At 38.7% G+C, this 26,827-nt stretch carries 21 protein-coding genes and 1 tRNA gene; 12 read left to right on the top strand and 10 right to left on the bottom strand.

Features of this window, described 5'->3' with window-relative positions; all coding sequences use genetic code 11:
• Positions 1-189 (top strand): EF-Tu C-terminal domain-related protein (locus ACERCF_RS08945; RefSeq protein ID WP_456152434.1); only part of this gene is annotated, 189 nt, incomplete at its 5' end.
• A 168-nt stretch (positions 190-357) separates the two neighbouring features.
• On the opposite strand, the gene pdxY is transcribed toward ACERCF_RS08945, so the two are convergent.
• Positions 358-1,218: a pyridoxal kinase PdxY gene (gene pdxY / locus ACERCF_RS08940; protein WP_373625361.1), complete on the bottom strand. Its 861-nt coding sequence runs from the start codon at positions 1,216-1,218 to the stop codon at positions 358-360.
• Positions 1,219-1,329: 111 nt separating this feature from the next.
• Here pdxY and ACERCF_RS08935 point away from each other — a divergent pair.
• Positions 1,330-1,405 (top strand) — tRNA-Thr (locus ACERCF_RS08935).
• 98 nt (positions 1,406-1,503) lie between these two features.
• Here ACERCF_RS08935 and accA read toward each other — a convergent pair.
• Genes accA through ACERCF_RS08920 form a run of 3 tightly spaced genes read right to left on the bottom strand, consistent with a single transcriptional unit; the run spans position 1,504 to position 4,668 of the window.
• On the bottom strand, positions 1,504-2,457 hold the full coding sequence (accA, locus tag ACERCF_RS08930) for an acetyl-CoA carboxylase carboxyl transferase subunit alpha (RefSeq protein WP_373612017.1): 954 nt from the start codon (positions 2,455-2,457) through the stop codon (positions 1,504-1,506).
• A 53-nt stretch (positions 2,458-2,510) separates the two neighbouring features.
• Positions 2,511-3,935: a multicopper oxidase domain-containing protein gene (locus ACERCF_RS08925; protein WP_373625360.1), complete on the bottom strand. Its 1,425-nt coding sequence runs from the start codon at positions 3,933-3,935 to the stop codon at positions 2,511-2,513.
• 1 nt (position 3,936) lies between these two features.
• Positions 3,937-4,668 (bottom strand): 1-acylglycerol-3-phosphate O-acyltransferase, encoded by a 732-nt coding sequence (locus ACERCF_RS08920; protein ID WP_373612019.1) that lies wholly within the window; start codon positions 4,666-4,668, stop codon positions 3,937-3,939.
• A 220-nt stretch (positions 4,669-4,888) separates the two neighbouring features.
• Between ACERCF_RS08920 and tpx the strand changes: the two genes are divergently transcribed.
• Positions 4,889-5,386 carry a thiol peroxidase gene (gene tpx / locus ACERCF_RS08915; RefSeq protein WP_373625359.1) on the top strand — a complete coding sequence of 166 codons (498 nt, stop codon included), beginning with the start codon at positions 4,889-4,891 and terminating at the stop codon, positions 5,384-5,386.
• Between the two features lie 121 nt (positions 5,387-5,507).
• On the opposite strand, the gene yidC is transcribed toward tpx, so the two are convergent.
• From yidC to ydiJ, 3 genes are all read right to left on the bottom strand, one after another.
• Positions 5,508-7,136, bottom strand: a complete 1,629-nt coding sequence (yidC, locus tag ACERCF_RS08910) for a membrane protein insertase YidC (RefSeq protein WP_373625358.1) — start codon at positions 7,134-7,136, stop codon at positions 5,508-5,510.
• Positions 7,137-7,288: 152 nt separating this feature from the next.
• Positions 7,289-7,714 (bottom strand): hotdog fold thioesterase, encoded by a 426-nt coding sequence (locus ACERCF_RS08905; RefSeq protein WP_373612022.1) that lies wholly within the window; start codon positions 7,712-7,714, stop codon positions 7,289-7,291.
• 333 nt (positions 7,715-8,047) lie between these two features.
• A complete protein-coding gene (gene ydiJ, locus ACERCF_RS08900) occupies positions 8,048-11,140 on the bottom strand; it encodes a D-2-hydroxyglutarate dehydrogenase YdiJ (RefSeq protein ID WP_373625357.1) in 3,093 nt (1,030 codons plus the stop codon).
• 422 nt (positions 11,141-11,562) lie between these two features.
• Here ydiJ and ompA point away from each other — a divergent pair, with 422 nt between their 5' ends.
• Complete coding sequence (gene ompA, locus ACERCF_RS08895) at positions 11,563-12,660, top strand: porin OmpA (RefSeq protein WP_373625356.1); 1,098 nt, start codon at positions 11,563-11,565, stop codon at positions 12,658-12,660.
• Positions 12,661-12,727: 67 nt separating this feature from the next.
• On the opposite strand, the gene matP is transcribed toward ompA, so the two are convergent.
• Complete coding sequence (gene matP / locus ACERCF_RS08890; protein WP_373612025.1) at positions 12,728-13,174, bottom strand: macrodomain Ter protein MatP; 447 nt, start codon at positions 13,172-13,174, stop codon at positions 12,728-12,730.
• Between the two features lie 93 nt (positions 13,175-13,267).
• Between matP and ACERCF_RS08885 the strand changes: the two genes are divergently transcribed.
• The 8 genes from ACERCF_RS08885 (at position 13,268) to ptrA (ending at position 24,193) form a co-directional block, all read left to right on the top strand.
• A complete protein-coding gene (locus ACERCF_RS08885) occupies positions 13,268-14,905 on the top strand; it encodes an AAA family ATPase (protein ID WP_373612026.1) in 1,638 nt (545 codons plus the stop codon).
• A 112-nt stretch (positions 14,906-15,017) separates the two neighbouring features.
• Positions 15,018-15,548, top strand: coding sequence for a bifunctional 3-hydroxydecanoyl-ACP dehydratase/trans-2-decenoyl-ACP isomerase (fabA, locus tag ACERCF_RS08880; RefSeq protein ID WP_373625355.1), 531 nt, complete (start codon positions 15,018-15,020; stop codon positions 15,546-15,548).
• Between the two features lie 95 nt (positions 15,549-15,643).
• The gene (locus ACERCF_RS08875) at positions 15,644-16,165 is read left to right on the top strand and encodes a pilus assembly FimT family protein (protein WP_373625354.1); all 522 of its coding nucleotides are present in this window, start codon (positions 15,644-15,646) and stop codon (positions 16,163-16,165) included.
• Positions 16,125-16,823: a hypothetical protein gene (locus tag ACERCF_RS08870; RefSeq protein ID WP_373625353.1), complete on the top strand. Its 699-nt coding sequence runs from the start codon at positions 16,125-16,127 to the stop codon at positions 16,821-16,823. The genes ACERCF_RS08875 and ACERCF_RS08870 overlap by 41 nt, the downstream gene beginning before the upstream one ends.
• Positions 16,824-16,825: 2 nt before the next feature.
• Positions 16,826-17,509 (top strand): DUF2572 family protein, encoded by a 684-nt coding sequence (locus tag ACERCF_RS08865; RefSeq protein WP_373612029.1) that lies wholly within the window; start codon positions 16,826-16,828, stop codon positions 17,507-17,509.
• Positions 17,502-17,795, top strand: coding sequence for a DUF5374 domain-containing protein (locus tag ACERCF_RS08860; protein WP_373612030.1), 294 nt, complete (start codon positions 17,502-17,504; stop codon positions 17,793-17,795). The genes ACERCF_RS08865 and ACERCF_RS08860 overlap by 8 nt, the downstream gene beginning before the upstream one ends.
• A gap of 47 nt (positions 17,796-17,842) precedes the next feature.
• Positions 17,843-21,127, top strand: coding sequence for an exodeoxyribonuclease V subunit gamma (gene recC, locus ACERCF_RS08855; RefSeq protein ID WP_373625352.1), 3,285 nt, complete (start codon positions 17,843-17,845; stop codon positions 21,125-21,127).
• A gap of 114 nt (positions 21,128-21,241) precedes the next feature.
• Positions 21,242-24,193 (top strand): pitrilysin, encoded by a 2,952-nt coding sequence (ptrA, locus tag ACERCF_RS08850; RefSeq protein WP_373625351.1) that lies wholly within the window; start codon positions 21,242-21,244, stop codon positions 24,191-24,193.
• Positions 24,194-24,237: 44 nt separating this feature from the next.
• On the opposite strand, the gene ACERCF_RS08845 is transcribed toward ptrA, so the two are convergent.
• Positions 24,238-25,881 carry an ABC transporter substrate-binding protein gene (locus tag ACERCF_RS08845; protein ID WP_373612033.1) on the bottom strand — a complete coding sequence of 548 codons (1,644 nt, stop codon included), beginning with the start codon at positions 25,879-25,881 and terminating at the stop codon, positions 24,238-24,240.
• 175 nt (positions 25,882-26,056) lie between these two features.
• A complete protein-coding gene (locus ACERCF_RS08840) occupies positions 26,057-26,818 on the bottom strand; it encodes a biotin--[acetyl-CoA-carboxylase] ligase (protein ID WP_373625350.1) in 762 nt (253 codons plus the stop codon).
• Positions 26,819-26,827: the final 9 nt, after the last annotated feature.

The raw sequence follows: 26,827 nt of genomic DNA, 5'->3' as shown, positions 1-26,827 counted from the left end.
TTCCGTACAACTGACGTAACCGGTACTATCGAATTACCGGAAGGTGTTGAGATGGTAATGCCAGGCGACAACATCAAAATGACTGTAAGCTTAATTCACCCAATCGCAATGGACGAAGGTTTACGCTTCGCTATCCGTGAAGGTGGTCGTACAGTAGGTGCGGGCGTTGTAGCGAAAATCATCAAATAATATTTGATAGTAATAAACGAGAAGAGAGGCATATCGAAAGATATGTCTCTTTTTTATTGCCTTTATTTCAGAAGGCAAAACCGATTTGCAAAGTTTTGAGAAAAAAACAACCGCTTGTAAATTTATTTTTACAAGCGGTCGAATTTTATCAATATTTTACAATTTCAATTAAGCAATTTTTACAGCTTTATAATTACATTGTGGATTAACGATTAAATCCCGTGAGCGAATAATTTGGAGTTCGTACAAGCCTGATTTTGAGGTTTGTTCCATTACTTCATTTACGGCATTGGCAGTATGCTCAAAGGCTTCCAGATCTGATTTCCCATTTAATAAGTTCGCTACAAATAAGCCGGCAGTTAAGTCGCCTACGCCCACCGGTTCTTTGTCGAAATGATAGAGCGGACGGCTAATGTGCCAAATACCGTCTTGGTTGGCAAATAACATCTCGAATTTGTTGCTATCTTTACCTACTCGACTTAAATGTTTAACCAATACTTTTTTCGGGCCTTTAGTTAAAATCACTTTTACCGCTTCTAAGGCTTGTTCAAAATTTTCTACTGTTAAGCCTGTCAGTTCTCGCAATTCCACTAAATTTGGCGTGATGATGTCGGCTTGTGCCATCGCCAGATTGATCAAGCCCTCTTTTACCCCGTCTGCCACAATGCAGCCTTTATCGGGGTGTCCCATTACAGGGTCGCACACATAAATTGCGTTTGGATTTTCCGCTGTGACTTTATGGAGTGCGTTGATGATCTCTTCAACTTGTTCAGCAGAGCCGATATAGCCTGATAATACGGCATCGCAACGATGCAGTTCACCGATATTGTGAACTCCCTCTACAATGCTGCCAATCTGTTCTTTTGGCATTACCATTCCGCCCCATTTCCCATATTGAGTATGGTTAGAAAATTGCACGGTGTTTAATGCCCAAACATCCACTCCTAAAAGCTGCATTGGAAAGGTTGCCGCTTTGTTGCCAGCGTAGCCATAGACAACGTGGGATTGAATAGAGAGTATGTTTTTCATTCGCTTGCTCCTTTAAAAGCTTAATGTGTATTATTTTTTAGTCATTTGAATGACTTGAGGGTTGAAGGTGGGAAAGAAATTGCTATAATTCTCCCTCGTTAAATCTTATATGCCGACTTAGCTCAGTAGGTAGAGCAACTGACTTGTAATCAGTAGGTCACCAGTTCGATTCCGGTAGTCGGCACCACTTTCAAATCTCTTTTATCTTTTTATTCCCTTAATGCAAAACAGCAAGATTTTGCAAATTTTTACAAAAATCTTACCGCTTGTTCTATTTAAAACCGATTAAACGTAGCCGTAGTTCATTAGGCGTTGATAACGACGTTCTAATAAATCGTCTTTGTTAAGTTGATCTAACTCCGTTAAATCTTCCACAATACGTTGTTTTAGATTTTGTGCAATTTCCTCAACATTTCGATGAGCCCCACCCAATGGTTCCGGCACGATGTTATCGATCAGTTCTAACTCTTTTAAACGTGGCGCAGTTAAGCCCATTACTTCTGCCGCAGTTGAGGCTTTATCGGCACTTTTCCATAGAATTGAGGCACAGCCTTCAGGAGAAATCACCGAGTAAGTTGAATATTGCAACATATTGACTTTATCACCCACTCCGATGGCTAATGCACCGCCTGAACCACCTTCGCCAATTACGGTACAAATTACCGGCACAGAGAGTTGCGACATTTCACGCAAGTTGCGTGCGATTGCTTCTGATTGACCACGCTCTTCAGCCCCAATTCCTGGGTAAGCTCCTGGTGTATCAATAAAGGTAATAATCGGCATATTAAAACGTTCAGCCATTTCCATTAAGCGTAACGCTTTACGATAACCTTCTGGTGCAGGCATACCGAAATTACGTTTTACCTTCTCTTTTACCGTACGACCTTTCTGATGACCAATAATCATCACTGGGCGACCATCAAGACGGGCAATACCGCCAACAATGGCTTTATCATCAGCGAATGCACGATCACCTGCTAATTCATCAAACTCAGTGAAGATATGTTCAATATAGTCTAAAGTGTATGGGCGATTTGGGTGGCGTGCCATACGGGAAATTTGCCACGCATCTAAATTTGCAAAGGTCTTTTTGGTCAATTCTTCGCTTTTCTTTTGTAAACGCTTGATTTCATCATCAAGGTCAATTTTGTCATCTTGCAGACTGACCGCTTTTAAAGACTCAATTTTAGCTTCAAGTTCGGCAATCGGCATTTCAAAATCTAAAAATTCTTGGCTCATTATTTTTTCCTTTTTATGGGCAAAATTATGGGGCATTATCGCCTATCGAAGGGTTATTGTCCATTTTCAATTACACTAAATTGACCCATCGTACCTCTATCACGCAACATAAAATCGCTCACGCCAAAGGTAAAAGGCAATTGCTCAGAAGCGGTATTATCGAAGCGAACTAAAAGTGTTACCTCTTGTTCTGCCTCTAGCCAAACCGTATCTCGCCAAGCAAGTTGCTTAATCGGAAATGGTTTACGGTTTTGAGTCTCAATAATAAATTTTGCACCTTGTAGGGTAAATCCGACCGCTTGTGTGCTGTGTAAATACCAACGCTCAACACTGCCTTTTTGAGCGGTAAAATCAACTCGTTTTGGGTCAAATCGCTTTTGGTTGATTAAGTAATCAGACGGACTAAGCATAAATCGGCGTTCTTGGCTGATTTTCAAATTAAATTCATCTAATGAAAAGGCTGGTAAACTTGGTTTTGTATTGAGTACCGCAGCCATTCCTTCAGGTCTGAGTTCTAAAATCACATTGTCGATTAATTCATCATCGCTTGAGAAAACTTGCCCGATTTTGTAAAAAATATCTCTTTTTTGACCGCTTATCAGTGAAACTGTTTTGCCGTCACTTAAATCAACCAGAACTTCCACTCGCTCACTTGGAGCAAGGCGGATAACGTCCATCTCCACAGGTTCGGCTAACATTCCTACACCTGTTGCAATAAGTCTAAGTGGTTGGTCATTATCTAGTCTTAAGTCATAAGCACGGGAGAGGGAGGCGTTGAGAACACGCAATCTGATCCAGCCGCGAGGCACATTGAAATAAGGTGATTCTTGTCCGTTTACAAACAGGCGTTTGCCTAAAAATTGGGGCGTGTTTTTATCTAAAACTTGTACACCTTCTTTATTGAGAAGCTGGTCTTGCAAAATCAGTGGAATATCATTCACACCGTATTTATTCGGTAAAGAGGTATTTTTGCTATGTTGATCTTCAATCATCCACAATCCAACCAATCCTCGATAAATTTGGAACGCTGAATTGAGCATCGTATCGGCGTGATACCAACAAGTACAAGCGGATTGATTAATTGAAACAATTGGCGACCAACTGCTTTTAGGGTCAAGAGAACGATGCACCGAGCCGATAATATCGCTTGAGGCTTGTAGCCCCTGAATATTCATTGAGATTTTTTGTGGCAAATTATTGAGATAAGTTAATTTAACAAAATCTCCTGATTTTACCCGTACAGTAGGAGCAAGATACTGTCCGTTCACGCCCCAAACATCGACCAACTTACCTTTATCAAATTGGGTTTGAGCAGGGCGTAAATCAAGCCGAACAGGTCTACCACGTCCAATATCCATAAGGGGTGGAATATTAAGGGCAGAGCGATCAGCTGCTAATGCAGCGTGAGGCAATGTCGCTAATGCACCTGCTAGGGTTGAACCTTGTAAAAATTGGCGTCGGGTTATCGCTTTTTTCATATTAGGCGTTTTTCGTTTTTTCTAGTTCTTTAACTTCTTGATTAAGCTCTTCAAATTTAGCGAGCATAATTTGGTGGCATTTTTCCATTAGTTCTTTCACGTTTTCACGGCTGTAACCTGATGTATCAATAGGCTCAAGCATTTCGCAGATCACAACGCCATTATCCCAACGGTTCAAATCAATTTTATTGTGTAAGTTAGAACAAACAACAGGCACAATCGGCACACCTGCGGAAATCGCTAAATGGAAAGCTCCGGTTTTAAACGGCAGTAAGCCACGTCCACGACTACGAGTGCCTTCAGGGAACATCCACACAGATACTTGACGCTCTTTGACGATTTGCCCTGCTTTATTCATTGTTTCAATGGCACTTGAACGCTTTTCACGATGAATAAAAATATTACCTGTTGCCCAATAAACTAAGCCGAAAAACGGAATCCAAATCAAGCTTTTTTTGCCGATACTCACGGTGTTTTCTGCTACCATTGAAGAAATCGTTGCCATATCGTAGTTGTTTTGATGGTTGCCGATATAGACAACAGGGTAGTTAATTTCAGGTTTTTTGCGGGTAATCAGTGTTACGCCCATCAATTTATGCAATGAGCCGAACCAACGAGCCACAACGCCCACACTGCTTGGGTGGCGTAAACGCACTAACGCATAAAGTGTGCCGACAATAGAAATGAAAATAGCCGCGAGGGCAACAAGCAAAATACGAAAAATTTTTAACATAATGGGAATAACCTTAGAAATAAATTGTCTAGAAGTATAGCAAAATCAGGCTAGTTTCTAAAGATTATCATAATTAAATTGATAGTTTCCTATTTTGCAAAAAATCGGTATATTTCTATTTATAATCTTTCGTTGGATTATTACAGTTTTACTTTAGGGTAGAACAAATTTGCAAAAAGCGGAGATTTTTCGACCGCTTGTTATTCATAAGGAGAAAAGAATGAGTAAAGTAACTTTAGCAGCGAACCCAATTGATGTTGCAGGTAGATTTCCACAACAAGGCGATGTGGTTGCAGATTTTACGTTAGTAAACAGTGATTTAGAGGACGTATCACTGTCTGATTTTGATGGTAAACGCAAAGTGTTAAACATTTTCCCAAGTATTGATACAGGTATTTGTGCGAAGTCTGTGCGTGTGTTTAACGAAAAAGCAACAAGTTTAGATAACACGGTTGTATTATGTATTTCAGCTGATTTACCTTTTGCTCAAGCACGTTTCTGCGGAGCAGAAGGAATCGAAAATGCCAAAGTATTATCAACATTCCGTAGCCGTGATACTCACGAAGCATTAGGGGTAAATATCGTTTCTGGCCCGTTAGCAGGATTAGCTTCTCGTGCGGTTATCGTGTTAGATGAGAACAACGAAGTATTACACAGCCAATTAGTACCGGAAATCAAACAAGAACCAGATTATGATGCGGCTTTAGCGGTATTATAATTTGTAATGTTTTAGTAAAATTGTAATGAGCAAAATAAAAGCCCGTTGAGTTAAACCAATGGGCTTTTTGCTATGTAGGGGCAAATTGTAATTTGCCCTACGAATGTTCTCGTTGTAAAAATTATTTCTTACGAGAATGTAACCCTTTTTTCTCAAGGTTACGGTAAATTAGCCATTGTTGTGCAATGGTAATTAAGTTTGAGGTTAGCCAGTAAAGCACTAAGCCTGACGGGAACCATAAGAAGAAAACCGTAAAGATTACTGGCATAAAGTTCATTACTTTTTGTTGCATTGGGTCAGCCACTGGTGTTGGCGACATTTTTTGTAACAAGTACATTGAACCACCCATTAATAGTGGAAGAATGTAGTACGGATCTTGTGCCGATAAGTCGTTAATCCAACCAAAGAATGGGGCGTGACGTAATTCTACCGCTTCCATAAATGTCCAATATAATGCGATGAAAATCGGCATTTGGATTAAAATTGGTAAACAACCACCCATTGGGTTTACTTTTTCTTCTTTGTAGAGCTTCATCATCTCTTGGCTCATACGTTGGCGGTCATCACCGAAACGCTCACGCATTTCTTGAATGCGAGGTTGTAACATACGCATTTTAGCCATTGAGGTGTATTGCGCTTTCGTTAATGGGTAAAGTAGTGTTTTAACTACAATCGTTACGCCAATAATTGCTAAGCCCCAGTTGCTCACAATTTTCTGGATCGCTGTTAATAACCAGAATAATGGTTTCGCAATAAACCAAGCCCAGCCATAATCTACGGTTAAATCGAGGTTATTTGCCGCTTCTTCCATCTCTTTTTGGTCTTTAGAACCCGTCCAAAGTTTGCTGTTTAAATTCGCTTCAGAATTTGGTGCGATGGTTGTTAATGGACCACGGTAACCAATTGTTGCCACACCGTTGTTTGTGCGAGAGTAAAGATTATTTTCCGCATCTTGATTTGGCACCCAAGCAGACACAAAGTAGTGTTGTAATACCGCAATCCAACCTGCTTTGGTATCAATGCTTAAGTTAGCTTTTTCCATATCTTGGAAGCTGTATTTTTTGTAGTTGGTCTCTGAAGAAGAGTAAGCACCGCCTGTATAAGTTGGCATTGTTAAGCTACCTGAACTTTCAACCACAGAATGTTTTAACTGACCATAAGGTTGAACTTCAATCGCTTCTGCAGTGTTATTTTTGATATTGAAGTTTACGCCAATATCATAGCTACCTCGTTTAAGTGTAAAAGTTTTGGTGTAGACTACGCCATCTTTCTCAAATGTTAATGGTACAGAAAGTTCGTTTTGCCCATCAGCTAATTTGAAATTGTCAGCCGTTACCGAATATTGTGGGCGACCAGCGTTAGTATCAATCCCGTTTTTACCCACTAAGCCACTTTGTGCGACATAAACTGTTTGCCCATTTTGCTGTAATAGCTTAAATGGCGTATTAGAATTTAATTCAGCATTATGTTTTAACAAATCTGAACCTACTACATCACCACCTAATGTATCAATGGTTAAGCGTAATACATCACTTTCAACAGTAATGGTTTTGCCTTGAGTAGCGCTGTCTGTAATTGGATTATTAGCATTAGAGGCAGCTGGCACATCGCCTGTTTGTTGTTGGGTTTGAGCCGCTACTTGAGCTTGTTTTTGAGCTTGAATTTCAGGGTCGAAATCTTGTTTCCATTGCATAAAAATCAGCATAGACACAAGAAGAAAACCCATTATCAGTAAGCCACGATTATTCATTTTGACATTCTCTTGTTAGTAATGGATAAAAAGAAAGGTATTTTATAATAGGTTAGCTTGTTTTCCAAACGCCTTTTATACACAAGCGGTCGGATTTTCAAAGAATTTTGCAAAACTTTGATCAAATCCGACCGCTTGTTATGGATAATAAATTAACGTTTATCTAATTTTTTGGTTGAAAGGCGAGCTACCGCACAAAGATTGTCTTGCTCGTCTTTGATATCAATATTCCAAACCTGCACTTCACGCCCTAATTTTAGGGGGAAGGCTCGGGCAATCGCTTTTGTGCCGGCAGGGATTGATTTTAAATGGCTGATATTCAGCTCCATTCCCACCGCAATTTGCGTTTCTTCACACACCATTAATGCACCTGCATTTGCAGTGGTTTCGGCTAAAGCGGCTGAAACACCGCCGTGCAACACACCAAAGGGCTGCTGAGTTCGTTCGTCCACCATAAGCTGTGCTTCAATCCAATCTTCACCGATTGCAGTAAATTCGATCCCTAAGTGCGATACTGCCGATTTTTGGCTAAGTGCATTTAATTGTTCGCAAGTTGCGGTTTGTTTCCAAATGGTCATTATGATTTCCTGTCTAATAAAAAAGCTGTCTATTTAGACAGCTTCTTTGGTATAATTCAACTCGTGCTATGGGCGAACAGTATGCTACGCCAATAGCACATTGTCTGATCGCCTTAGTATATAGCACTAAGGAGGTGATTTATGTGAAAAAATCAGAAATTTTCTTTCTGGTTGCGTTGCTAGTCTTAATAGCAACGTCCGCTAGCATTAAAGTATTAGCTGTACTCAATTTGCTAGCCAGGTTATTAGCTAGATAACCTATGTACTAGACAGAGGCAGGATAGCTACCTGTCTCACTTTTTATTCTAAGCCCTTTCTGCTGATATTTCAACCTTAAATCACTTCCAGCAATGCCTGAACAGGGTGCTTAATACCTTGTTGCTCAAAGCGTTTGACTTGTGAACGGCAAGAATAGCCTGTGGCTAAACAGCGTTCAAGCGGTTTGCCGTTGATTTTTTGCTGCCACGATTTCTCGTAAATTGCTTTTGACATCGCAAAATGTTTGGTCTCGTGCCCGAATGTGCCTGCCATTCCGCAACAGCCAACCGCTTCGGTGACTAATGTTTCGCCGAAGTAGGCAAAAATAGCTTGCCACTCTTTTGGTGAGCTAGGGAGTGCGGTAGATTCCGTACAATGGGAGAATAAATGCCATTGCAAGCGGTCAGAATTTTCTGATTTTTTGCAATTTTCTAACTCGCCGTTTTTGATTACTTCACTTAACCATTCGTGGGCTAGTAAAACTTTGAAATCGCCACGTGACTCTTTCAATACATCTTTATACTCTTCACGATAAATTAAGGTAAGAGCAGGATCGATAGATACCATCGGTAAGCCTAATTTCGCTACACGGTTTAAGAAATCCGACTGATTTTTCGCCGTTTTCGCAAATTTATGTAAGAAACCTTTTACTTGCTGTGCTTTTCCGCTTGGTTTAAACGGCAGAACAATCGGCTTGAAGCCTAATTTTTGGATTAAGGCGACAAAATCCGTAACTACTTTCGCATCATAATAAGAAGTGAATGGGTCTTGTACAATAAATAGCGATTTGCAATTTTTTGCGGAAAAATCACCGCTTGCAGCTTGTTGCTCAAGGTTTTCTAAACTCTCGCCTTGGTAGCCGATTTCGACTAATTGTTGTTGCAAATTCGGCACGGATAAAGCCGGCAAATAAGTCATACCGATGGTTTTATTAGCCACTTTTTCGGCGAGTGTGGAGGTGCTGAACAAGTTAAAGAACTTAGGCTGTTTTGCCATTGTTGGGGCGATAAACTCTAAATTCGCCACCACATAATCTTTGAACGGGCGTAAATAGCGGCCGTGATAAAGCTCGTTAAATTGCGATCTAAAGGTCGGCACATCAATTTTTATCGGGCATTGGCTGGCACAGGCTTTACAGGCAAGGCAGGTATCCATTGCTGCTTTTACTTCGTGCGAGAAATCGTACTCTTTCTTTTTATTGAGCGTATTGCGGACTTTCGCCACAAAATCAGTGAGTTTTGCCGTTTTTGGCTGTTTACTAAAAATCAAATCATCGGGTTTAACATTTTGCTCGGCTAATAAACGTAGCCATTCACGCATTAAGGCTGCTCTGCCTTTCGGCGAATAAAGACGGTTGCCTGACACTTTCATTGAAGGGCACATTGTACTGTGTACATCAAAGTTAAAGCACAAACCGTTGCCGTTACAGTTCATCGCTCCTTTAAATTCCTCTCGCACTTGGATTGGAATTTGGCGGTCAAAATCAGCTCGCATTTGCGAATCAATCGGGTAGAGGCTGGTTTTACTTTCTAATGGCGTACAAATTTTGCCCGGGTTGAGGCGGTTGTGTGGGTCAAATAATGTTTTGATGTAGCGAAGCTCTTGCCATAAGGTGTCTCCGAAGAAATGCTCGCCATAATAAGAACGCATTCCTTTACCGTGTTCACCCCAAATCAAACCACCATATTTGGCGGTGAGTTCAACCACTTGGTCGGAAATCTGTTTAAAGGTTTCTACTTGGGCTTTGTCGCATAAATCTAAGGCAGGGCGAACGTGTAACACACCAGCATCAACGTGCCCGAACATACCATAAGGCAAGTTATGGCTATCTAACAAAGCTCGGAACTCTGCGATGTAATCCGCTAAGTGTTCAGGCGGAACAGCGGTATCTTCCACAAAGGCAATCGGCTTTGCCCAGCCTTTTGCGTTGCCGAGTAAACCTACCGCTTTTTTCCGCATTGCGTAGATTTTTTCGATGGAATTTACATCGCTTGTAAGTTGGTAGCCGATAATCCCTGCTTCATTATTTGCAATTTTTTGATCAAGGCTTTCACATAATGCTCGAACCTGTGCCTCAATTTGGGCTTGGTCGCTTGAGGCATATTCCACAATATTAATGCCTAAAATCGGGTTGTTTGGATCTTCGGTTAATAAATCAGCCACCGAATGCCAAACAATATCTTGTTTAGCAAGGTTCAGCACTTTGGAATCAACGGTTTCAACCGATAACGCTTTTGCCTCTAACATAAAAGGAGCAGAGCGGAGGGCAGAATCAAACGAATTATATTTAATATTAATTAAGGTGCGATATTTAGGAATTGGGAGCAAATTTAGCTTCGCTTCACAAATAAAAGCAAGCGAACCTTCTGAACCCGTTAGAATGCGAGTGAGGTTAAATTCACTTTCATCATTATTAAACACATTTTTGAGATCGTAGCCAGTAATAAAGCGGTTAAGTTGCGGCAATTCACTTAATATGGTTGGGCGTAAGGTTTTACAGCGACTAAAAATTTCACGATGTAGCGTTTTTCCTAATGCCGATAAATTAAGATGTTCAACATTTGCAAAAAAATCATCAGATTTGACCGCTTGCGTTTCTAGAATATCCCCGTTAATAAGAACGGATTTAATCGCTAAAATATGATCAGAGGTTTTGCCATATTGCAATGAACCTTGCCCTGAGGCATCAGTATTAATCATTCCGCCTAAGGTTGCACGGTTACTGGTAGAAAGCTCTGGCGAGAAAAATAGCCCGTGAGGTTTGAGGAATTGATTGAGCTGATCTTTCACTACGCCTGCCTGCACTCGCACCCATCTTTCTTCTACATTCAATTCTAAAATCTGGTTCATATGGCGGGAGAGATCAACAATAATATTATTGTTAAGTGATTGGCCATTAGTGCCAGTACCGCCACCACGAGGGGTAAAGGTTAAATGTTGATATTCATGCTTTTGAGCAAGTTTAGTGAGAATCACCACATCAGAAACGGATGTCGGGAAAATAATTGCCTGTGGAATTTGTTGATAAACGCTGTTATCCGTTGCCAGTGAAAGTCTATCGGCGTAGTGGGAAGCGATATCGCCACTAAAATGCTGATTGACTAGCTCATCTAGGTAAGATTGCGTTGCCGGGTTGAGTTGTGGTACTTCAGAAAGTCTAGGTATCATAGCTGTGCTTGGTTTTATAAAATAATAAGATTAAACTTTAGCTATCTTAACAAGATTTCACACAATTTAAAATGGAATCAGAAGGCTCAAAAATTGTCCAAAAATACTTTAATTGATTAAAAATTGATCTGATATATGCATTTCTATACATTTTCTTAGGAAAAAATATTGATTTTTCGTAAACGAAGAAAGATAATGATGATATTCTTGCTCAAGCTAGAATTAGAACAAGAATGTGCCTCAGTAGATAATTTTTATACAAAAAATACTTTTTTAGAATATTTTTTATTGTATAATATCGCTGACATTAGCTATCTTGCTTCTTAATTATCATTGTTGAAGCATAAAGTTAAAGTTTTAATACCTAATTTAGGTGTTAATAATATATTTAACCGATGACAATATTTAAGAGGATCATCAAAATGAAAAAAACATTGGTTGCATTAGCAGTATTATCTGCTGCGACAGTAGCTCAAGCAGCTCCACAAGCTAACACTTTCTATGCAGGTGCTAAAGCTGGTTGGGCATCATTCCACGACGGTTTAACTCAATTTGACCATAAAGATAATGGTCATAATGGTCAATTCGGTATCAACCGTAACTCTGTAACTTACGGTGTATTTGGTGGTTACCAAATTGCAAACCAAAATAATGTTGGTTTAGCAGTAGAATTAGGCTATGACTACTTTGGTCGTGTACGTGGTAACGTAGGTGAAGATAAAGCAGTTAAACACGTAGCTCATGGTACTCACTTAAGCTTAAAACCAAGCTATGAAATTGCTCCTAACTTAGATGCTTATGGTAAAGTTGGTGTTGCATTAGTTCGTAATGACTATAAAGGTTACAATAACGGTTCTAACGTTAATTATGAAAAACAACGTGCTCACAACTTAAAAACTTCATTATTATTAGGTGCTGGTTTAGAGTATGCAATTACTCCGGAATTAGCAGCTCGTGTTGAATATCAATACTTGCATGCTGCGGGTAACTTAGACAGAGCTCGTCAGAAAGCAAATCTTGATTGGATTAATTCACAATATAGTCCGAAGATCCACTCAGTATCTGCAGGTTTATCATACCGTTTCGGTCAAGGTGCAGCACCAGTTGAAGCTCCAGAAGTTGTAACTAAAAACTTCGCATTCAGCTCAGACGTTTTATTTGATTTTGGTAAATCAAGCTTAAAACCGGCAGCGGCTTCTTCTTTAGATGCAGCTCACGCAGAAATCAGCAACTTAAACTTAGCTAATCAAGCAGTTCAAGTTAATGGTTACACAGACCGTATCGGTTCAGAAAGTTTCAACTTAAAACTTTCACAACGTCGTGCAGAAACAGTAGCTAACTACATCGTTTCTAAAGGTACTAACCCAGCTAACGTAACAGCTGTAGGTTACGGTAAAGCAAACCCAGTAACTGGCAACACTTGTGATGCAGTTAAAGGTCGTAAAGCATTAATTGCTTGCTTAGCACCAGATCGTCGTGTTGAAATCCAAGTTCAAGGTTCAAAACAAGTAACTATGTAATATAGTGCTTCAATTGTAAAATTGAACGAAAAAATGCCCGCTTGTTAGCGGGCATTTTACTTTTTGTTCACTTTAATAAATCTTTTAAACTAGATTTCATTTTTGCAACTTGTTCTAAATAAAGCTGTTTATTTTCAACCTCATCAGTTAATTTATTTATGGCTTCCGATAAAGTGAGGTTTTGGCTTTTCGCATATTTAGAGAGCTTTAACCAACTAGCGTATTCTAAATCAATAGACTTTTTCTTAGTTGTTTGTTTTTCTGCATTGAAAAAACGTTTTCGTTTTGCTCTAACAGATTGGCGCATTTTTTTACGTTGTTCGGCGGTCATTTCTGACTTGATCCATTTTTCTACTTCTTCAGGGGAGTCTTGCAAAGTGGAGAGAAATTGAACCTTTAAATCAATCAAACTTTGTTCTTCGTGTTTAGTAATGTTTTCCCCTTCCCGATGTTTTTTGAGAAGATATTGCCATTTCCAAGTGGTTTCTTGAGTGATGAGTTTTTGGTATCGCATAATCGTAAATAATGTTGGAAAAGATAAGCTATATTTAGCAAGTATAACGGAATTCTGTATAATAAACCAAATTTTCGATAACGAGGCAAATTTGTGACTATTTTTTTACTTAATAGCCCAGCATTAACTGTGGAATATCCTTTTTCTGATTTAACTAAGAAAGCCAATTTCTTAGATTTCCAGCCTAAAGCAAAACAAGCTCTAGATCAATTTATGCACGCTAAATTTGGCTCTTTATTGATACTGAAATCTGAGCTTTTTCCTGAATTTATTGATGAACTTGCCGATTATTTAAAACAAGATAATTTAACAAATTCTGTAGTAATAAAAATGGATTCTAATAAAAATAATTTGTTTGGATATTATATATTTTTAGAAAGAGAGCAGAAAACCGAATATGTAAAAGGGGCAATTCAAGAAGCGAATAATGGTATTTTAATTGTGAATATTAATTCATTATTATTGGATATTACCCAATGGGATAAATTAAAACAGGCATTATTATTTGGAGAATACGAACCTCATTCTGTTAATTATCCACCACATTTTTTAGCTAAAGAAAAATCAACATTTAAATTAATTCTAGTTGGCGAAAGAGAAGATATATCAACTCTTTCTTCTTATGATGACAGCTTATATCAAGTAGCACAATATACTGAAATTAAATCGTATTTATCGCTAAATAATAATGTAGATGAATGGGCAAATTATGTACAGACTTATGCGGAAAATATAATAAATAAAAGATTATCGCCACTTGCTCTTAATCAATTTTTACAGGCTTATATTCGAGAAAGTGAAAGCAGAGATTTAATTTCTATTTCACCTACATTATTAAGAAAACATTTATTAGGCATTCAGAATTTCTATCCAAATACAATAGAAATTAATGAAGTAAAAAGCTATTTTGATTATTTAGAGCAACAATCTTCCATTCTAAATGAATATACCGTAGAAGATATTCTCAGTAATCAGCTCTATATTGAAACGGAAGGCGAAGAAATTGGGCAAATAAATGGCTTATCGGTCATTGATTTTGAAGGTGTTCCACATAGCTTTGGTGAACCTTTGCGTATTAGCTGTAATGTGCAATACGGTGATGGTGAAATTCACGATATCGAGCGAAAAGTCGAGCTAGGGGGAAATATTCACTCAAAAGGAATTATTATTGCTCAATCTTGCTTGGCTAATTTACTGGAATTACCAACGCAATTGCCGTTTTCTGCCTCTGTTGCCTTTGAGCAATCTTACGGCGAAATTGATGGCGATAGCTCTTCTTTGGCGATTTTTAATGTGTTAGTCAGTGCATTATCTAAAGTTGCCCTGCCACAATCTATTGCGGTAACAGGGGCAATCGACCAGTTTGGAAATGTGCTAAGTGTCGGCGGCGTAAATCAGAAAATTGAAGGCTTCTTTAATATCTGTAAAGCTCGCAACTTAACAGGTAAACAAGGTGTGATTATTCCTGCTACTTGTTTAAGCCATTTGAGCTTGAAATCTGAGGTGGTGGAAGCTGTAGCCCAAGAGAAATTTAAAATTTGGGCGGTTGAAAATGTATTTGATGCGATGGAAATTTTATTCAATCGCCATTTCTATGATGATGAAAAATTACCAGTATCTGAACAAACATCGCTCTTCTCGCTTATTCATCAGCAATTAGAAGATCGTGATAATCAGGATACAAGCGGTTCATTTTTTAGAAAAATTTGCAAAAAATTAGGGTTTAACTGATCCGACAAGTTAGCGTACATCTGTTCACTGAGTTAAAAGTCTGTTACTATCCGACTAGTTTATCAGGTATTGATATAACAGGCTTTTTTCTATTTACAGGATTTTAAAAATAATGAACACTTGTACACCAATCATTAAACCAAGCTACACTTACGAAGAACTTTTACTTTCTGGCAAAGGTGAGTTGTTCGGCGAAAAAGGTCCTCAGTTACCTGCTCCTCCAATGTTGATGATGGATCGCATCATCGAAATGAATCAAGAAAAAGGCAATTTTGAAAAAGGTTATATTGAGGCAGAATTTGATATTAAGCCTGATTTGTGGTTTTTTGATTGTCATTTTATTAATGATCCTGTAATGCCGGGCTGCTTGGGTTTAGATGCAATGTGGCAGCTGGTCGGCTTCTATCTTGGCTGGATTGGTGGCGAAGGCAAAGGGCGTGCGTTAGGCGTTGGCGAAGTGAAATTCACGGGTCAAATTTTACCAACAGCGAAGAAAGTAACCTATCGCATTCATATGAAGCGTGTTGTAAACCGCAAATTAGTGATGGGGGTGGCTGATGGCGAAGTTGAAGTTGATGGTCGTGTAATTTACACGGCAACAGATTTAAAAGTTGGCTTATTCCAAGATACAACCTCATTCTAAAACTAATTTTGCGATCTGCATCGAAAAACTAACTTTTTTCCATTTACAAAACCTTCTTAAATTATAAGATACCTTCTGTTAAAGAGGGTATTTTTATGTATAAAGCAATAACATTAATTGAAATGCTAACCGCTATGGCAATTATGGTGATTGTTATTTATTTTATCTCGCCTGTTATTTTTACTTTTCAAGATAGAATTGCTTTAAATAGCGAAATTGAAAATATCCAATCTTTTATTTATCAAATCCAAACTAAGGCTCGTTATAGCAAACGAAATTACACATTAACGATTTCTCAGCGGAATAATCAATGGTGTATGGTAGCAGTAATTAAACCACGAAACAGTTCTAAACAAGTAATTTGCGATTGCTTAATAAAAAACAGCTGTGCTTCTAATGAAGAGCATCATCTTTATAGATCAAATAATCAAAATATTATATTGAGAAATAAGAGTTTATATCCAAAATCCTTTATTAATATTGATGGGGTGAGCGGTCAGTTAGAATCTAAATGTATTAATATTAGCTTAAATAATGAGAATGATATTCTACAATTTGAACAATTAGGACGAGTTTATGTGGCAGCCAAAAATAAACGTAGTACCTGTAAAGATTAACTTATCAGCATTCAGTTTGATTGAAATTTTAATTACTACCGCATTCGGTGCTTTTGTTTTATTTGTTTTCGCTTCTAGCTATACCGATTTTTATCGCTCTCAAACTAAACAACGAGCGTTATTGGCTCTACAAGCAGACGCTCACCAGCTAATAAACTACTTACAGCAGCACTTGCAACATAGTGGCTATCAAGGAAGTAAGCGAGCAGGCAGTAACTTTGATTTATTTCAGTTTGCTGGGAAAAGTATGAATATACCGAAGAAAAATTGTGTAATAAGTTTTTATGATTTAAACCAAGATGGTTGTTTGGGAAAACGTAGAACAAAAACGACCGCTTGTAAGTTGGGCGAAATTAATAATACCCGTGATGTGTTGAAAGAGATATTTGCCTTTAAACTAGAAAATAATGAGATTTATGTTTTTTCACAGAATTTAGACATTTGTACAAAAGAAAACTGCTCAAAAGTATTAGAAAATTGTAGTGGCTCTTGGAGTAAATTTACTGAAATAAATAGTGTGAAGGTAAATAAACTTGATTTTAGTTGGGAGCAACAAGATAAGTTAATTAAAGTAGAAATAGAATTAGAGTCAGTAAACGAGAATAATATTACTTATTCCACAAAAAGTTATATTTCCCTATTAAATCATTCGAGGTGACAGTGAAGATAGGTAAAAATGCTAGTGCATTATTAATTTCATTAATATTAATTTCCTCTATTCTAGCTACATTATTTCTAACAAAAGAGAAATGGATTGCTCAGCAGAATATAATTCATTTTTATAGCGAGAAATATCTTAATGATAAATATCATCTACTTTCTTTATATAAAGAAGATAAAAATATACTTTGCCAACAGGTAAAGAAGGAAAATGTTACTCAAGTAGATTTTTCATCGAATAAATTGATGTTTTTACAATATCAATTTGAATGTCAGTTTAATAGTGTATTTAAACAAGGAAGACCAACAAGGGAAAAATATATTCCTTTTACTCGAATATCCGATCATCTTGATTTCACTAATGTGCCTAAGAACGAAATTTATACTATCCAAAACTTATCAGAACTGCCCCTAAGTCGTGAAGATAACCCTAAAATCGTGATAGCTAAAAATGATATTAATGAAAGCTTGCCGAAAGATTTTTACGGCATTGTTATTACCGATTATCTATTTGATATTACAGGGAAAAAAATGTATGGCATATTGTATTCCTCCTTTAATAATGCACGAGAAGAACGCAATTTAACCTTTAAAAGAGAGGTTATCGCAAAACTGGAAGAAAAATATTCCTATTGGAAATATTTGACTCATTCTGAAAATATTATCGGAGCGGTAGATGAATAAATATAAAGCAGAAAGCACGATTTCGCTGTTAGTAGCTGTGGCTTTGTTTGCGATTGTTGTATTGAGTTTTAGTTATTGGCAATCTGAGCAGAATAGACGGGTGAATACTCACTTCCAACAGCAACAGGCAGCAGTAATATTAGAAAACCAAATTGCGTTACAGTTGGCAGGATTAGCTTGTGAAAAGCAGATAGAGCAAAATAACATTCGTTATGAAATTCAATGCTCAGAAAATAAGCTCAGCATTCGTTTTCCACTTGGGAAAATTGAGCTGAATAAGGATTGAATCCCCCCTCGCTTTATTGGACAATAATTCATTAGCGAGGCGTTATTATGTTTACACTTTACCAATCTAACCAAATTTCATCACTGGCTGAAATGCTGGTGAAAGTTCAGCAAGTTAATCCGCTTGAAGATCCGTTTGCGCCAGAAACCATCCTTATCCAAAGTCAGGGAATGGCACAGTGGCTGCAAATGCAGATTGCCGAACTAAACGGCATTATGGGCAACTGCCATTTTCTCTACCCCACCACGTTTTTATGGCAACAGTATCGTGTGCTGTTTCCCGAATTGCCAAAAGAGAATATTTTTGACCGTAGCTCAATGACTTGGCGCCTGATGCGTTTACTCCCAAATTGCCTGACTCAAGCGGAATTTGAACCGCTTCAACGTTATTTAGCAAATCAGCCGAGCGAAGAGCAGTATCAACTTAAACTTTATCAACTTTCTACCAAAATTGCTGAATTGTTCGATCAATACTTGGTTTATCGCCCGCATTGGCTAGTACATTGGGAAGAAGGCAACTTACAAGCGGTCGAAAATGAGCTAAAAATTGCAATTAAGGCAAAGAATGTTGATCCAAATTTGATTGCAGCCGATATCAAATGGCAAAGCCACCTATGGCAGCAAATTGTTCAAGATCTGCAAGCAGGGGCAGATGATCGCGTATTTACCACCTCGCACCGTGCTTATTTGCAGCAAAATTATTTTGAAAAGCTGGATAATCTCACCGAAGCGGAAAAAGCAAAATTACCAAAGCGTATCTTTATTTTTGGGATTTCTGCCTTCTCGCCGTTGCAGTTAGCGGTATTTAAAAAGTTGAGTGAGCATTGTGATATTCACATCTTTTTCTTTAACCCAAGCGAAAAATATTGGGGCGATAGTGTGGAAGATAAGGTATGGCAAGAGCTCGCTTTAACACGCAAAATTTCGCCAGAGGATCTGGAAAATTTATTAGCAGAGCAGAGCAATAAACTGCTCAATCTTTGGGGCAAACAAGGGCGTGATTTCTTAGCACAGCTAATGGAATTTGAGCCGCATACTATTGATGTGTTCGCTGAACCTGAAGAAAACAACAATCTTAACAAGCTCAAAAAGCAGATTTTTAATTCTGCAAATAATGCCACTATTGAGGATTTAACTGACGATCACTCCATTCAAATTCACGCTTGCCACAGCCCAATGCGTGAAGTGGAAGTGCTGCATAACCAACTGTTGAATTTATTTGAGAAAGACAAAACCTTACTGCCGAAAGACATCATTGTGATGTCGCCAGATATCAATAAATACGCCCCTTATATTGATGCGGTGTTTTCTCGCAATAAAGGCAGTCGAGATCCTCGCTATATTCCGTTTTCCTTATCGGATCAGGCGTTTACCAAAATTGATCCGATTATCCACAGTTTTTTACAACTGCTTGCGATGAAAGAGAGCCAATTTAACGCCGAAGATCTGTTTGATTTATTGGAAGTTGGGGCAATTCAAACTCGCTTCGCTTTTAGTGCAGAAGATATACATACGCTACGCATTTGGGCGAAAAATGCAGGAGTGCGTTCAGGCATTGAGATTCAGCAACCTCATTGGCAGAATTATAATTCGTGGGAAAACGGTTTAAATCGGTTACTGCTTGGTTCAAGCCTAAAAGAAGCTCACGGCATTTGGGAAAACACGTTGGCATTTGGCGACAGCTACGGCTTAAATGCTGAATTGGTCGGACGGCTTGCCTCGTTTATTTCGACTTTATTGGAATGGGTAAAACTGATTCAATCGCCACAATCCTTAGAACAATGGCACTTGGCAGTAAAAACGCTGATTGCTGATTTATACCAAGAAAATGCGGAAAATGCGGCCTCTATTTTGTTACTCAATACAGTAAACGATGAAATTTTAGCGCTGATTTCTACCACTCATTTTGCTGAAAATCTGCATATTGATATTGTCGAGCTGATGTTTAACCAGCAGCTCAATCAACATTCGCAACAGCTTAACTTCTTGGTTGGACGAGTAAATTTCGCCACACTGTTACCAATGCGGGCGATACCGTTTAAAGTGGTTTGTTTACTGGGAATGAACGAGGCAGATTTCCCACGCCAGCAGCAGATCAACAGCTTTGATTTAATGCAGTATGCTCCACAAAAAGGCGACCGAGCGAAGCGTGATGATGACCGCTATCTCTTTTTGGAAGCCTTACTTTCGGCACAAAATGTGTTTTACATCAGCTACATCGGGCAGTCGCAAAAAGACGGCAAAGAGATGTTACCTTCTATTTTAGTTTCTCAGCTTTTAGATACGATTAACGACTATTTAGAACCTGAATTTAAAGAACAGCTTGGAATAGAGGCTGAGAAAATTTTAGTAAGAAAACAACCGCTTACCGTATTTAGTAAGAAGAATTTTACGCACCCGAGAGATTATGCTTACAACGCAGAGTGGATTATTATCCCGACTTCTTCTACGCAGGATTTCTTAAGTGAGCCATTAAATACAGAAACGGTTGAGGAGATTGAGATCGGAAATCTTATTCGTTTTGTACAAAATCCGATTAAATTTTTCTTCGTTAGTGTGCTAGGCATATCTTTCAACACCTATGATGACACCATTGATGAAAGTGAAATTTTTGCGATATCGGGGTTGGATAACTACGCCATCTTAAACGAATTATTAACAGTTTCACCTGAACAACAAGAACAGTTTTTTGAGAAAGAACAGCTTAAAGGCAACTTACCAGCCTCTAATTTTGCTACCACAACCAAGCAAGATTTAATCAGCAAAATCAGTGATATGCGAGCAACTCTAGCGGAGTATTTAACAAAAGACAGCACGATTTTAACGCTTAACCAAAATCTTGCTATTGATGAAATAACGATCAACCTAAATGGTAATTTAGAGAATGTATTCAATGAAGAAATAGTGCTATGGCGAGTGGGTGGTCTGCGAGATAAAGATAAGATAGCAGTTTGGATTTACCATTTATTCCTCTGTGCTTATTTCCCGCAAAAAAACGTGAAATTCTATTACCGTGAGGCTGAGCAAACAGGCTTATTGAGTTTTGAAAAAATGTTACCCGAAGAGGCTCTATCTCAATTAACGATTTATGTGAAGGACTACTTAGCAGGCTTATCGCAAGCACAACTTGTGGTTTATCAAGGCATTGACGATTATCTCAAAAAAGGCAGTGAAAACAGCGAACAGGCGCTTTCTAACCTTGCCGAAGATAGAGAGGGTAGTTACATCAACCGTATTCTTTCGCAAACAAGCACACTCAATTCGGAAGAAATTTACCAACATACGGTAAATTGGTTTGGCGTGATGAATGAGAAAATAACAGCGAATAGTTAAGCAAAACTTATAGGGGTGAAATATTTTTCGCCCTATTTTACACATCACAAATAGAATTTTCCCCTCATTTTACTGTCAATTAACCACAACCTATTTAATTTCAAAAGGAGATATATGGAATTATCTATGCTAACCAAATTAGTTACGGTAGCTTTTGCTCTCAATGTAATGGCTTATCCTGCTTTCGCAGAAGTTGCAAAAAATTCGGAAAAAACGACCGCTAGTCAAACTCAGCAGCAGAGCCAAAAAGGCTTTGAGTTAATTAAACAGAGCATTAATAAAAGCCCGAATGATAAGGCGATTTATCAAGGCATCAAACTGGATAATGGTATGGAGGTACTGCTGATTTCAGATAGCCAAGCGAATAAATCCTTGATGTCTGCCATTATTCCGATTGGCTCGGCGGACGATCCTGTTTCTCAGCAAGGGTTGGCTCACTATCTTGAACATATGATTTTGATGGGCTCAAAAAACTATCCTGAAACGAACAGCTTAGACGGCTTTTTAACTAAAAATGGCGGAATGAATAATGCCTCTACCGCTTCGCATCGCACGGCTTACTATCTTCAAGTGAATAATGAAGCCTTTAGTGAGGCGGTTGCTCGTTTGGCAGATACGCTCGCTTTCCCGCTTTTACTTGAAAAGAATGCGAAGAAAGAGGTAAATGCAGTGAATGCCGAGATGGTGCGAGCAAAATCGCATGATGGACATTTATTACACAGCGTGAATTTAGCTACCTCAAATCCAGCTCACCCTGCTACCAAATTTGCGGTGGGGAATAAAGAAACCTTATCAGATAAGCCAGACAGTAAGTTACAAACTGAGTTAGAGAAGTTTTATAAAGAACATTATTCAGCGAATTTATTTAAAGTAGTGCTTTATTCAAATCAGTCGATTGAGCAGATGGTGAAGTTGGCAGTAAATACTTTAGGCAAAATGGAAAATAAAAACCTCAGCGTACCACAAACGGCTGAGCCACGTTACCGAGCAGAAGATAAATCTGTTTTCATTCAATACAAGCCGGTGAAATCGACCAAAATGCTCGCTATTGGGTTTGATTTCCCGAACGATGAAATGCACTTTAAGCACAAAACAGGTGAGTATATCGCTTATGTGCTAAACAATAATACCGATGGTACTTTATCAGATTATTTAATCAAGCAAGGTTTATCTGATGGCGGTGTTGAAGCGGTAAGTATAGCTAACATCGGGCGTGATCGTAGCTCGTTTGATATTTATATTGAGCTAACCGATAAAGGCTTGGCTGAACAAGATAAAGTAATTTCCCTCGTGTTCCAACAAATTGAAAAAATTAAGCAAGAGGGCATTCAAGAGAGTTATTTCAATGAAGTAAAAGAGAGCCTGAAACAAGATTTCCAACACTTACAAGTTGAAAAAAGTATGGGCTTTGTTGAGTTCATTACCGACCAAATGCTTTATTTTCCATTAGAACACGTTATCGACCAACCTTATGTGGCGGAAACGATGGATAATGATGCAATTAAAGCAAAATTAGCACAGATGAATATCGACAATGCTCGTATTATATTAGTGAGTGATAATGCGATAACGGATAAGAAAACGCCACATTTTGAGGCGGACTATTCTGTGGCAAAAATCACAGAACAGCAAAAACAAAAATGGCTTGATTTCAGCCAAAATCCACAACTTAATTTACCAGAGCTCAACCCTTATTTCACCACAGATTTTTCATTAAATGTGGTGGAGAAAGGGCTAACTAAGCCAAAATTATTAGCTGAAAAGCAAGGCGAACTGATTTATGCAATGCCGAGCGTGAATTTTGCGACCGATCCGAAAGCAAAAATCAGTATGGCATTTAACATTCGCCCAAGACAGGACGATTTAAAAACTGCGACTGCTGCCGCCATTTTAGGTTATATGAACAATTTGGCACAAACCAAGCTCGATTTCCAATCTTCCATCGCAGGAATGAATTTAAGTTTAGCCCCAGCAGCTAACGGTTTGATTGCAAGTGCGGAGGGTTATACCCAAAACCTCAGCAAATTGATTTTAGACAGTATCAAACAGTTCAGCACTTTTAAGCTTAATGAAGAGGTATTAGCTCAAGCTAAACAGCGTTTGCACCAAGCCTTAGATCGTAGTGAGAAAGAAAATAGTCTCAATCAAGCGAATACAGCATTAGTGTATTTTGCGAGTTACCCTTATTTTGAGATAGTCAAACAGCGTGAGATGATCGACCAAATCAGCCTTGCTGATGTGCAAAAATTGCGTGATCGCATTTTGAATGACTCTACAGGCTTTAAGTTGCTTTCAGTGGGTAATTTATCGAATGAGCAGGTCTCTGAAATTGCTAAGCAAGTGCAAGCGGTTATAAAAAACAAAAAATTTGCAAATTCGACTGGACGGTATATTGATGTAAATACAAGCCAACGTAAACTCAATTTCATTAAAAACGTACCGAATGAAGACAATGCCTTGCTAATGGCATTCTTACCGAACGGCTATACAGAACTTGAGGGTGTAGTAAGAGCAAGATTGCTGAGAGATATTGTTTCTCGTTGGTATTTTGATGATTTGCGTACTGACAAACAACTGGGCTATGTGGTTTATGCCACCCAAACAGCCATTGGCAAAACCTCAGGCATTCAGTTTATGGTACAAAGCCCGAATACCACACCAGCAGGGATTTTAGAGCATAACAAACGTTTCTTTAAAGAGAGCTTTGAGCGTTTACAGAATCTATCTGATGAGGAATTTGTGAAATATCGCAATAGCTTGGTGGAAAAATTGCGATATAAGCCTGAATCTTTAGCGGAAGAATTTGCTGAGTTCGGCTCAGACTTTAGCAGAAATAATGCAAAATTTGACCGCTTGCAACAGGTTATTGAGCTAACCAAAGGCTTAACCAAAGCTGATATTGTGGCGTTTTACCAAAAAGCAGTAATCGATCAGCAAGCGTTTGTGTTTGTGAGTCAAGCAATAGGTACAAAAACCAATACAGAAGATGTAGCGAAGTTTGATAACTTTGAACAAGTTGAAAGCATTGAAAAGCTACAACGAGAGTTTGAGGTGAAGGATTATTGATAGATACAAAATGGGCGAACTAATTAGTTCGCCCATTGTTTATATTATTCCACAATCTTCACAGGATATAAGTAAGTATATCCGAATGGACTTTGTTTGTAGCCTTCAACACGTTTGCTGGTTGGAGCAAAGTTAATTGAGTGAGCCACGTTAATCCACGGAGCTTGCTCTCTTAAAATCACTTGAGCCTGTTCGTATAGCTTTGTACGTTCTGCTTTATCAGATGAGCCTAATGCTTTTTCTAATAAGGCATCTAACTCAGGGTTAGTGAAGCGGGCATAGTTACTGTTACCTACATTTTGTGTACCGAATAATGGCGATAAGAAGTTATCAGGGTCGCCATTATCGCCAGACCAACCGTAAGTCCCTGCGGTTAATTCGCCTGCTTTGGTACGTTTGATATAATCGCCCCATTCATAGGTAACTAAATTCGCTTTCACGCCGATTTTTGCCCAGTCTGCTTGAATAATTTCAGACATACGGCGTGGATTTGGGTTAGACGCGCGTACTACAGGCTGTACCCATAATTCAGTTTCAAAACCATTTGGGAAGCCGGCTTCAGCTAATAGCTGTTTCGCTTTCTCAATGTTATATTCTGACTCTGATAAGCTGTCGTTATAACCCCAAATTGTTGGCGGAAGCGGGTTTTTCGCTGCGAAACCATTACCTTGATACACAACATCAATAATCGCTTTTTTATCTACCGCTAAGTTTAATGCTTGGCGAACTTTCACATTATCAAATGGTGCTTTCTCGGTATTGAATGCCACATACGCAATATTTAAACCCGGTTGAGATAATAAGTTGATCTTCGGATCATTTTTCATTTTCTCAATATCGGTCGCATTCGGGAAGTCCATTAAATCACATTGACCAGATTGTAATTTCGCATAGCGGGTGGTTGCATCGGGCACGATCTCAAAGATTAAACGGTCGATATCCGGTTTGCCCTTCCAATACTCTTTATTTGCCACATAACGGCTTGCTTGGTCTAATACATAGCCACTAAACACAAACGGGCCTGTACCGATTGGGGTGGTATCTACCGCTTCTGGAGTGCCTGCTTTCATCATTTTATCGGCATATTCAGCAGAATAGATTGAGGTAAAATCCATACCTAGACTTGATAAGAATGACGCATCACGCTTAGTTAAAGTGATACGCACCGTACTATCATCTACTTTTTCTACCGATTTTAATAAGGTTGGGAACTTCATAGCGTTGAAGTATGGATAAGTCCCGTTTGAAACCGTGTGATATGGGTGGTTTTTATCTAATTGACGATTAAATGAGAACACCACATCATCTGCATTGAACTCACGGCTTGGGGTGAAATCTTTATTTGAGTGGAATTTCACGCCTTGACGTAATTTAAAGGTATAAGTTAAACCATCTTCGCTGATTTCCCAGCTCTCAGCTAATGCAGGTTCAATATCCGTTGTTCCCGGCACGAACTCTACTAAGCGATTATAAATTTGCTGTGAACTTGCGTTATAAGATAAACCGTCCATCATTAAAATTGGGCTAAAGCCTGTTGGCGAACGGCTTACGCAGTTTACAAAGGTTTTTTCTACCGCTGGTTTTGCGGCTGAAGTTGTTGTTTTATTTTCGCTTTTATCATCACAAGCTGCTAACGCTAATGCTGCTAACACACCTGCGCTGACTTTGGTTAAGGTTGATAATTTCATATATTCTCCGATGAGTCTTAGAGTTAATTGGCGAAGAGTACCCTTTATTATATAAAGAGTAAATAACAAAAAGTGTGCTGATATAACAAAATGATATAACAATAGGGTAAATAAGATGGTATTTGGCTGCGAAATATATTGAGAGAGGTCGCACGTAGTGCGACCCTACGGTAAGCTAATCCGCCCTTAACGACATTTCGCCAATGCCGAAATATTGAATGGTTTCGCCTTGTCGGAGAATTAACTCGCCTTGTTCGTTAATGCCGAGTGAAGTACCGTGAATTTCACTGTTTTCTGTAACCAATTTCACGGGTTTATTATAGAAAATATCGAATTTTTGCCAGCGTTCGGCATAGTGAGAGAAACCGACAAGCGGGTAAATTTTGAGATTTTTTTGCAACTCAAATGCTAAATGGCAGACTAGCTTGTTGCGGTCGAAATGGTATTGCGATAAATCCGCCCACGCTTGGGTAACAATGGTCTCATCAACTTTCGTCATACCTAAATTCAAGCCAATCCCAATCACTAAATTCAAGCCATTACGAGTGGCTTGGCTTTCTAGCAAAATACCGCCCATTTTTTTGCCTTTGTAGTAAATATCATTCGGCCACTTGATTCGAATATCTTCCACATTTTGTGCCGAGAGACTTTCAGCAATAATTAACGCCACCACAAGACTAAGTGGAGGCAGATTGGCGGCTTCTTCATTTGGGTAATGCCATAAAATCGAGAAATAGAGATTTTCACTCTCTGGCGAATACCACGTTCGCCCGCGTCTGCCACGCCCTGCAGTCTGTTTTTCCGCAAGGCAGACTGAGCCATTTTCTAAGGTTTGATGATGTGTGAGTAAATATTCATTGGTTGAGCCAATTTCATCAAACACAATGGCTTGTCCGCAGAGTAAGGCTTCTTGAATTTGCTTCTGGTTGAGCTTCATTGTTATCTC

Origin of the sequence: Mannheimia kashgarensis (assembly GCF_041807705.1) — a bacterium.
Taxonomy (GTDB): Bacteria; Pseudomonadota; Gammaproteobacteria; order Enterobacterales; family Pasteurellaceae; genus Mannheimia.
Note: the sequence above shows the minus strand (reverse complement) of the source record. Positions and strands in the feature narration are given on the sequence as shown.

Coding starts and splice junctions, on each gene's coding strand:
- pdxY (WP_373625361.1), bottom strand. CDS start 1,218: ATGAAAAACATACTCTCTATTCAATCCCACGTTGTCTATGGCTACGCT.
- accA (WP_373612017.1), bottom strand. CDS start 2,457: ATGAGCCAAGAATTTTTAGATTTTGAAATGCCGATTGCCGAACTTGAA.
- ACERCF_RS08925 (WP_373625360.1), bottom strand. CDS start 3,935: ATGAAAAAAGCGATAACCCGACGCCAATTTTTACAAGGTTCAACCCTA.
- ACERCF_RS08920 (WP_373612019.1), bottom strand. CDS start 4,668: ATGTTAAAAATTTTTCGTATTTTGCTTGTTGCCCTCGCGGCTATTTTC.
- tpx (WP_373625359.1), top strand. CDS start 4,889: ATGAGTAAAGTAACTTTAGCAGCGAACCCAATTGATGTTGCAGGTAGA.
- yidC (WP_373625358.1), bottom strand. CDS start 7,136: ATGAATAATCGTGGCTTACTGATAATGGGTTTTCTTCTTGTGTCTATG.
- ACERCF_RS08905 (WP_373612022.1), bottom strand. CDS start 7,714: ATGACCATTTGGAAACAAACCGCAACTTGCGAACAATTAAATGCACTT.
- ydiJ (WP_373625357.1), bottom strand. CDS start 11,140: ATGATACCTAGACTTTCTGAAGTACCACAACTCAACCCGGCAACGCAA.
- ompA (WP_373625356.1), top strand. CDS start 11,563: ATGAAAAAAACATTGGTTGCATTAGCAGTATTATCTGCTGCGACAGTA.
- matP (WP_373612025.1), bottom strand. CDS start 13,174: ATGCGATACCAAAAACTCATCACTCAAGAAACCACTTGGAAATGGCAA.
- fabA (WP_373625355.1), top strand. CDS start 15,018: ATGAACACTTGTACACCAATCATTAAACCAAGCTACACTTACGAAGAA.
- ACERCF_RS08875 (WP_373625354.1), top strand. CDS start 15,644: ATGTATAAAGCAATAACATTAATTGAAATGCTAACCGCTATGGCAATT.
- ACERCF_RS08870 (WP_373625353.1), top strand. CDS start 16,125: ATGTGGCAGCCAAAAATAAACGTAGTACCTGTAAAGATTAACTTATCA.
- ACERCF_RS08860 (WP_373612030.1), top strand. CDS start 17,502: ATGAATAAATATAAAGCAGAAAGCACGATTTCGCTGTTAGTAGCTGTG.
- recC (WP_373625352.1), top strand. CDS start 17,843: ATGTTTACACTTTACCAATCTAACCAAATTTCATCACTGGCTGAAATG.
- ptrA (WP_373625351.1), top strand. CDS start 21,242: ATGGAATTATCTATGCTAACCAAATTAGTTACGGTAGCTTTTGCTCTC.
- ACERCF_RS08845 (WP_373612033.1), bottom strand. CDS start 25,881: ATGAAATTATCAACCTTAACCAAAGTCAGCGCAGGTGTGTTAGCAGCA.
- ACERCF_RS08840 (WP_373625350.1), bottom strand. CDS start 26,818: ATGAAGCTCAACCAGAAGCAAATTCAAGAAGCCTTACTCTGCGGACAA.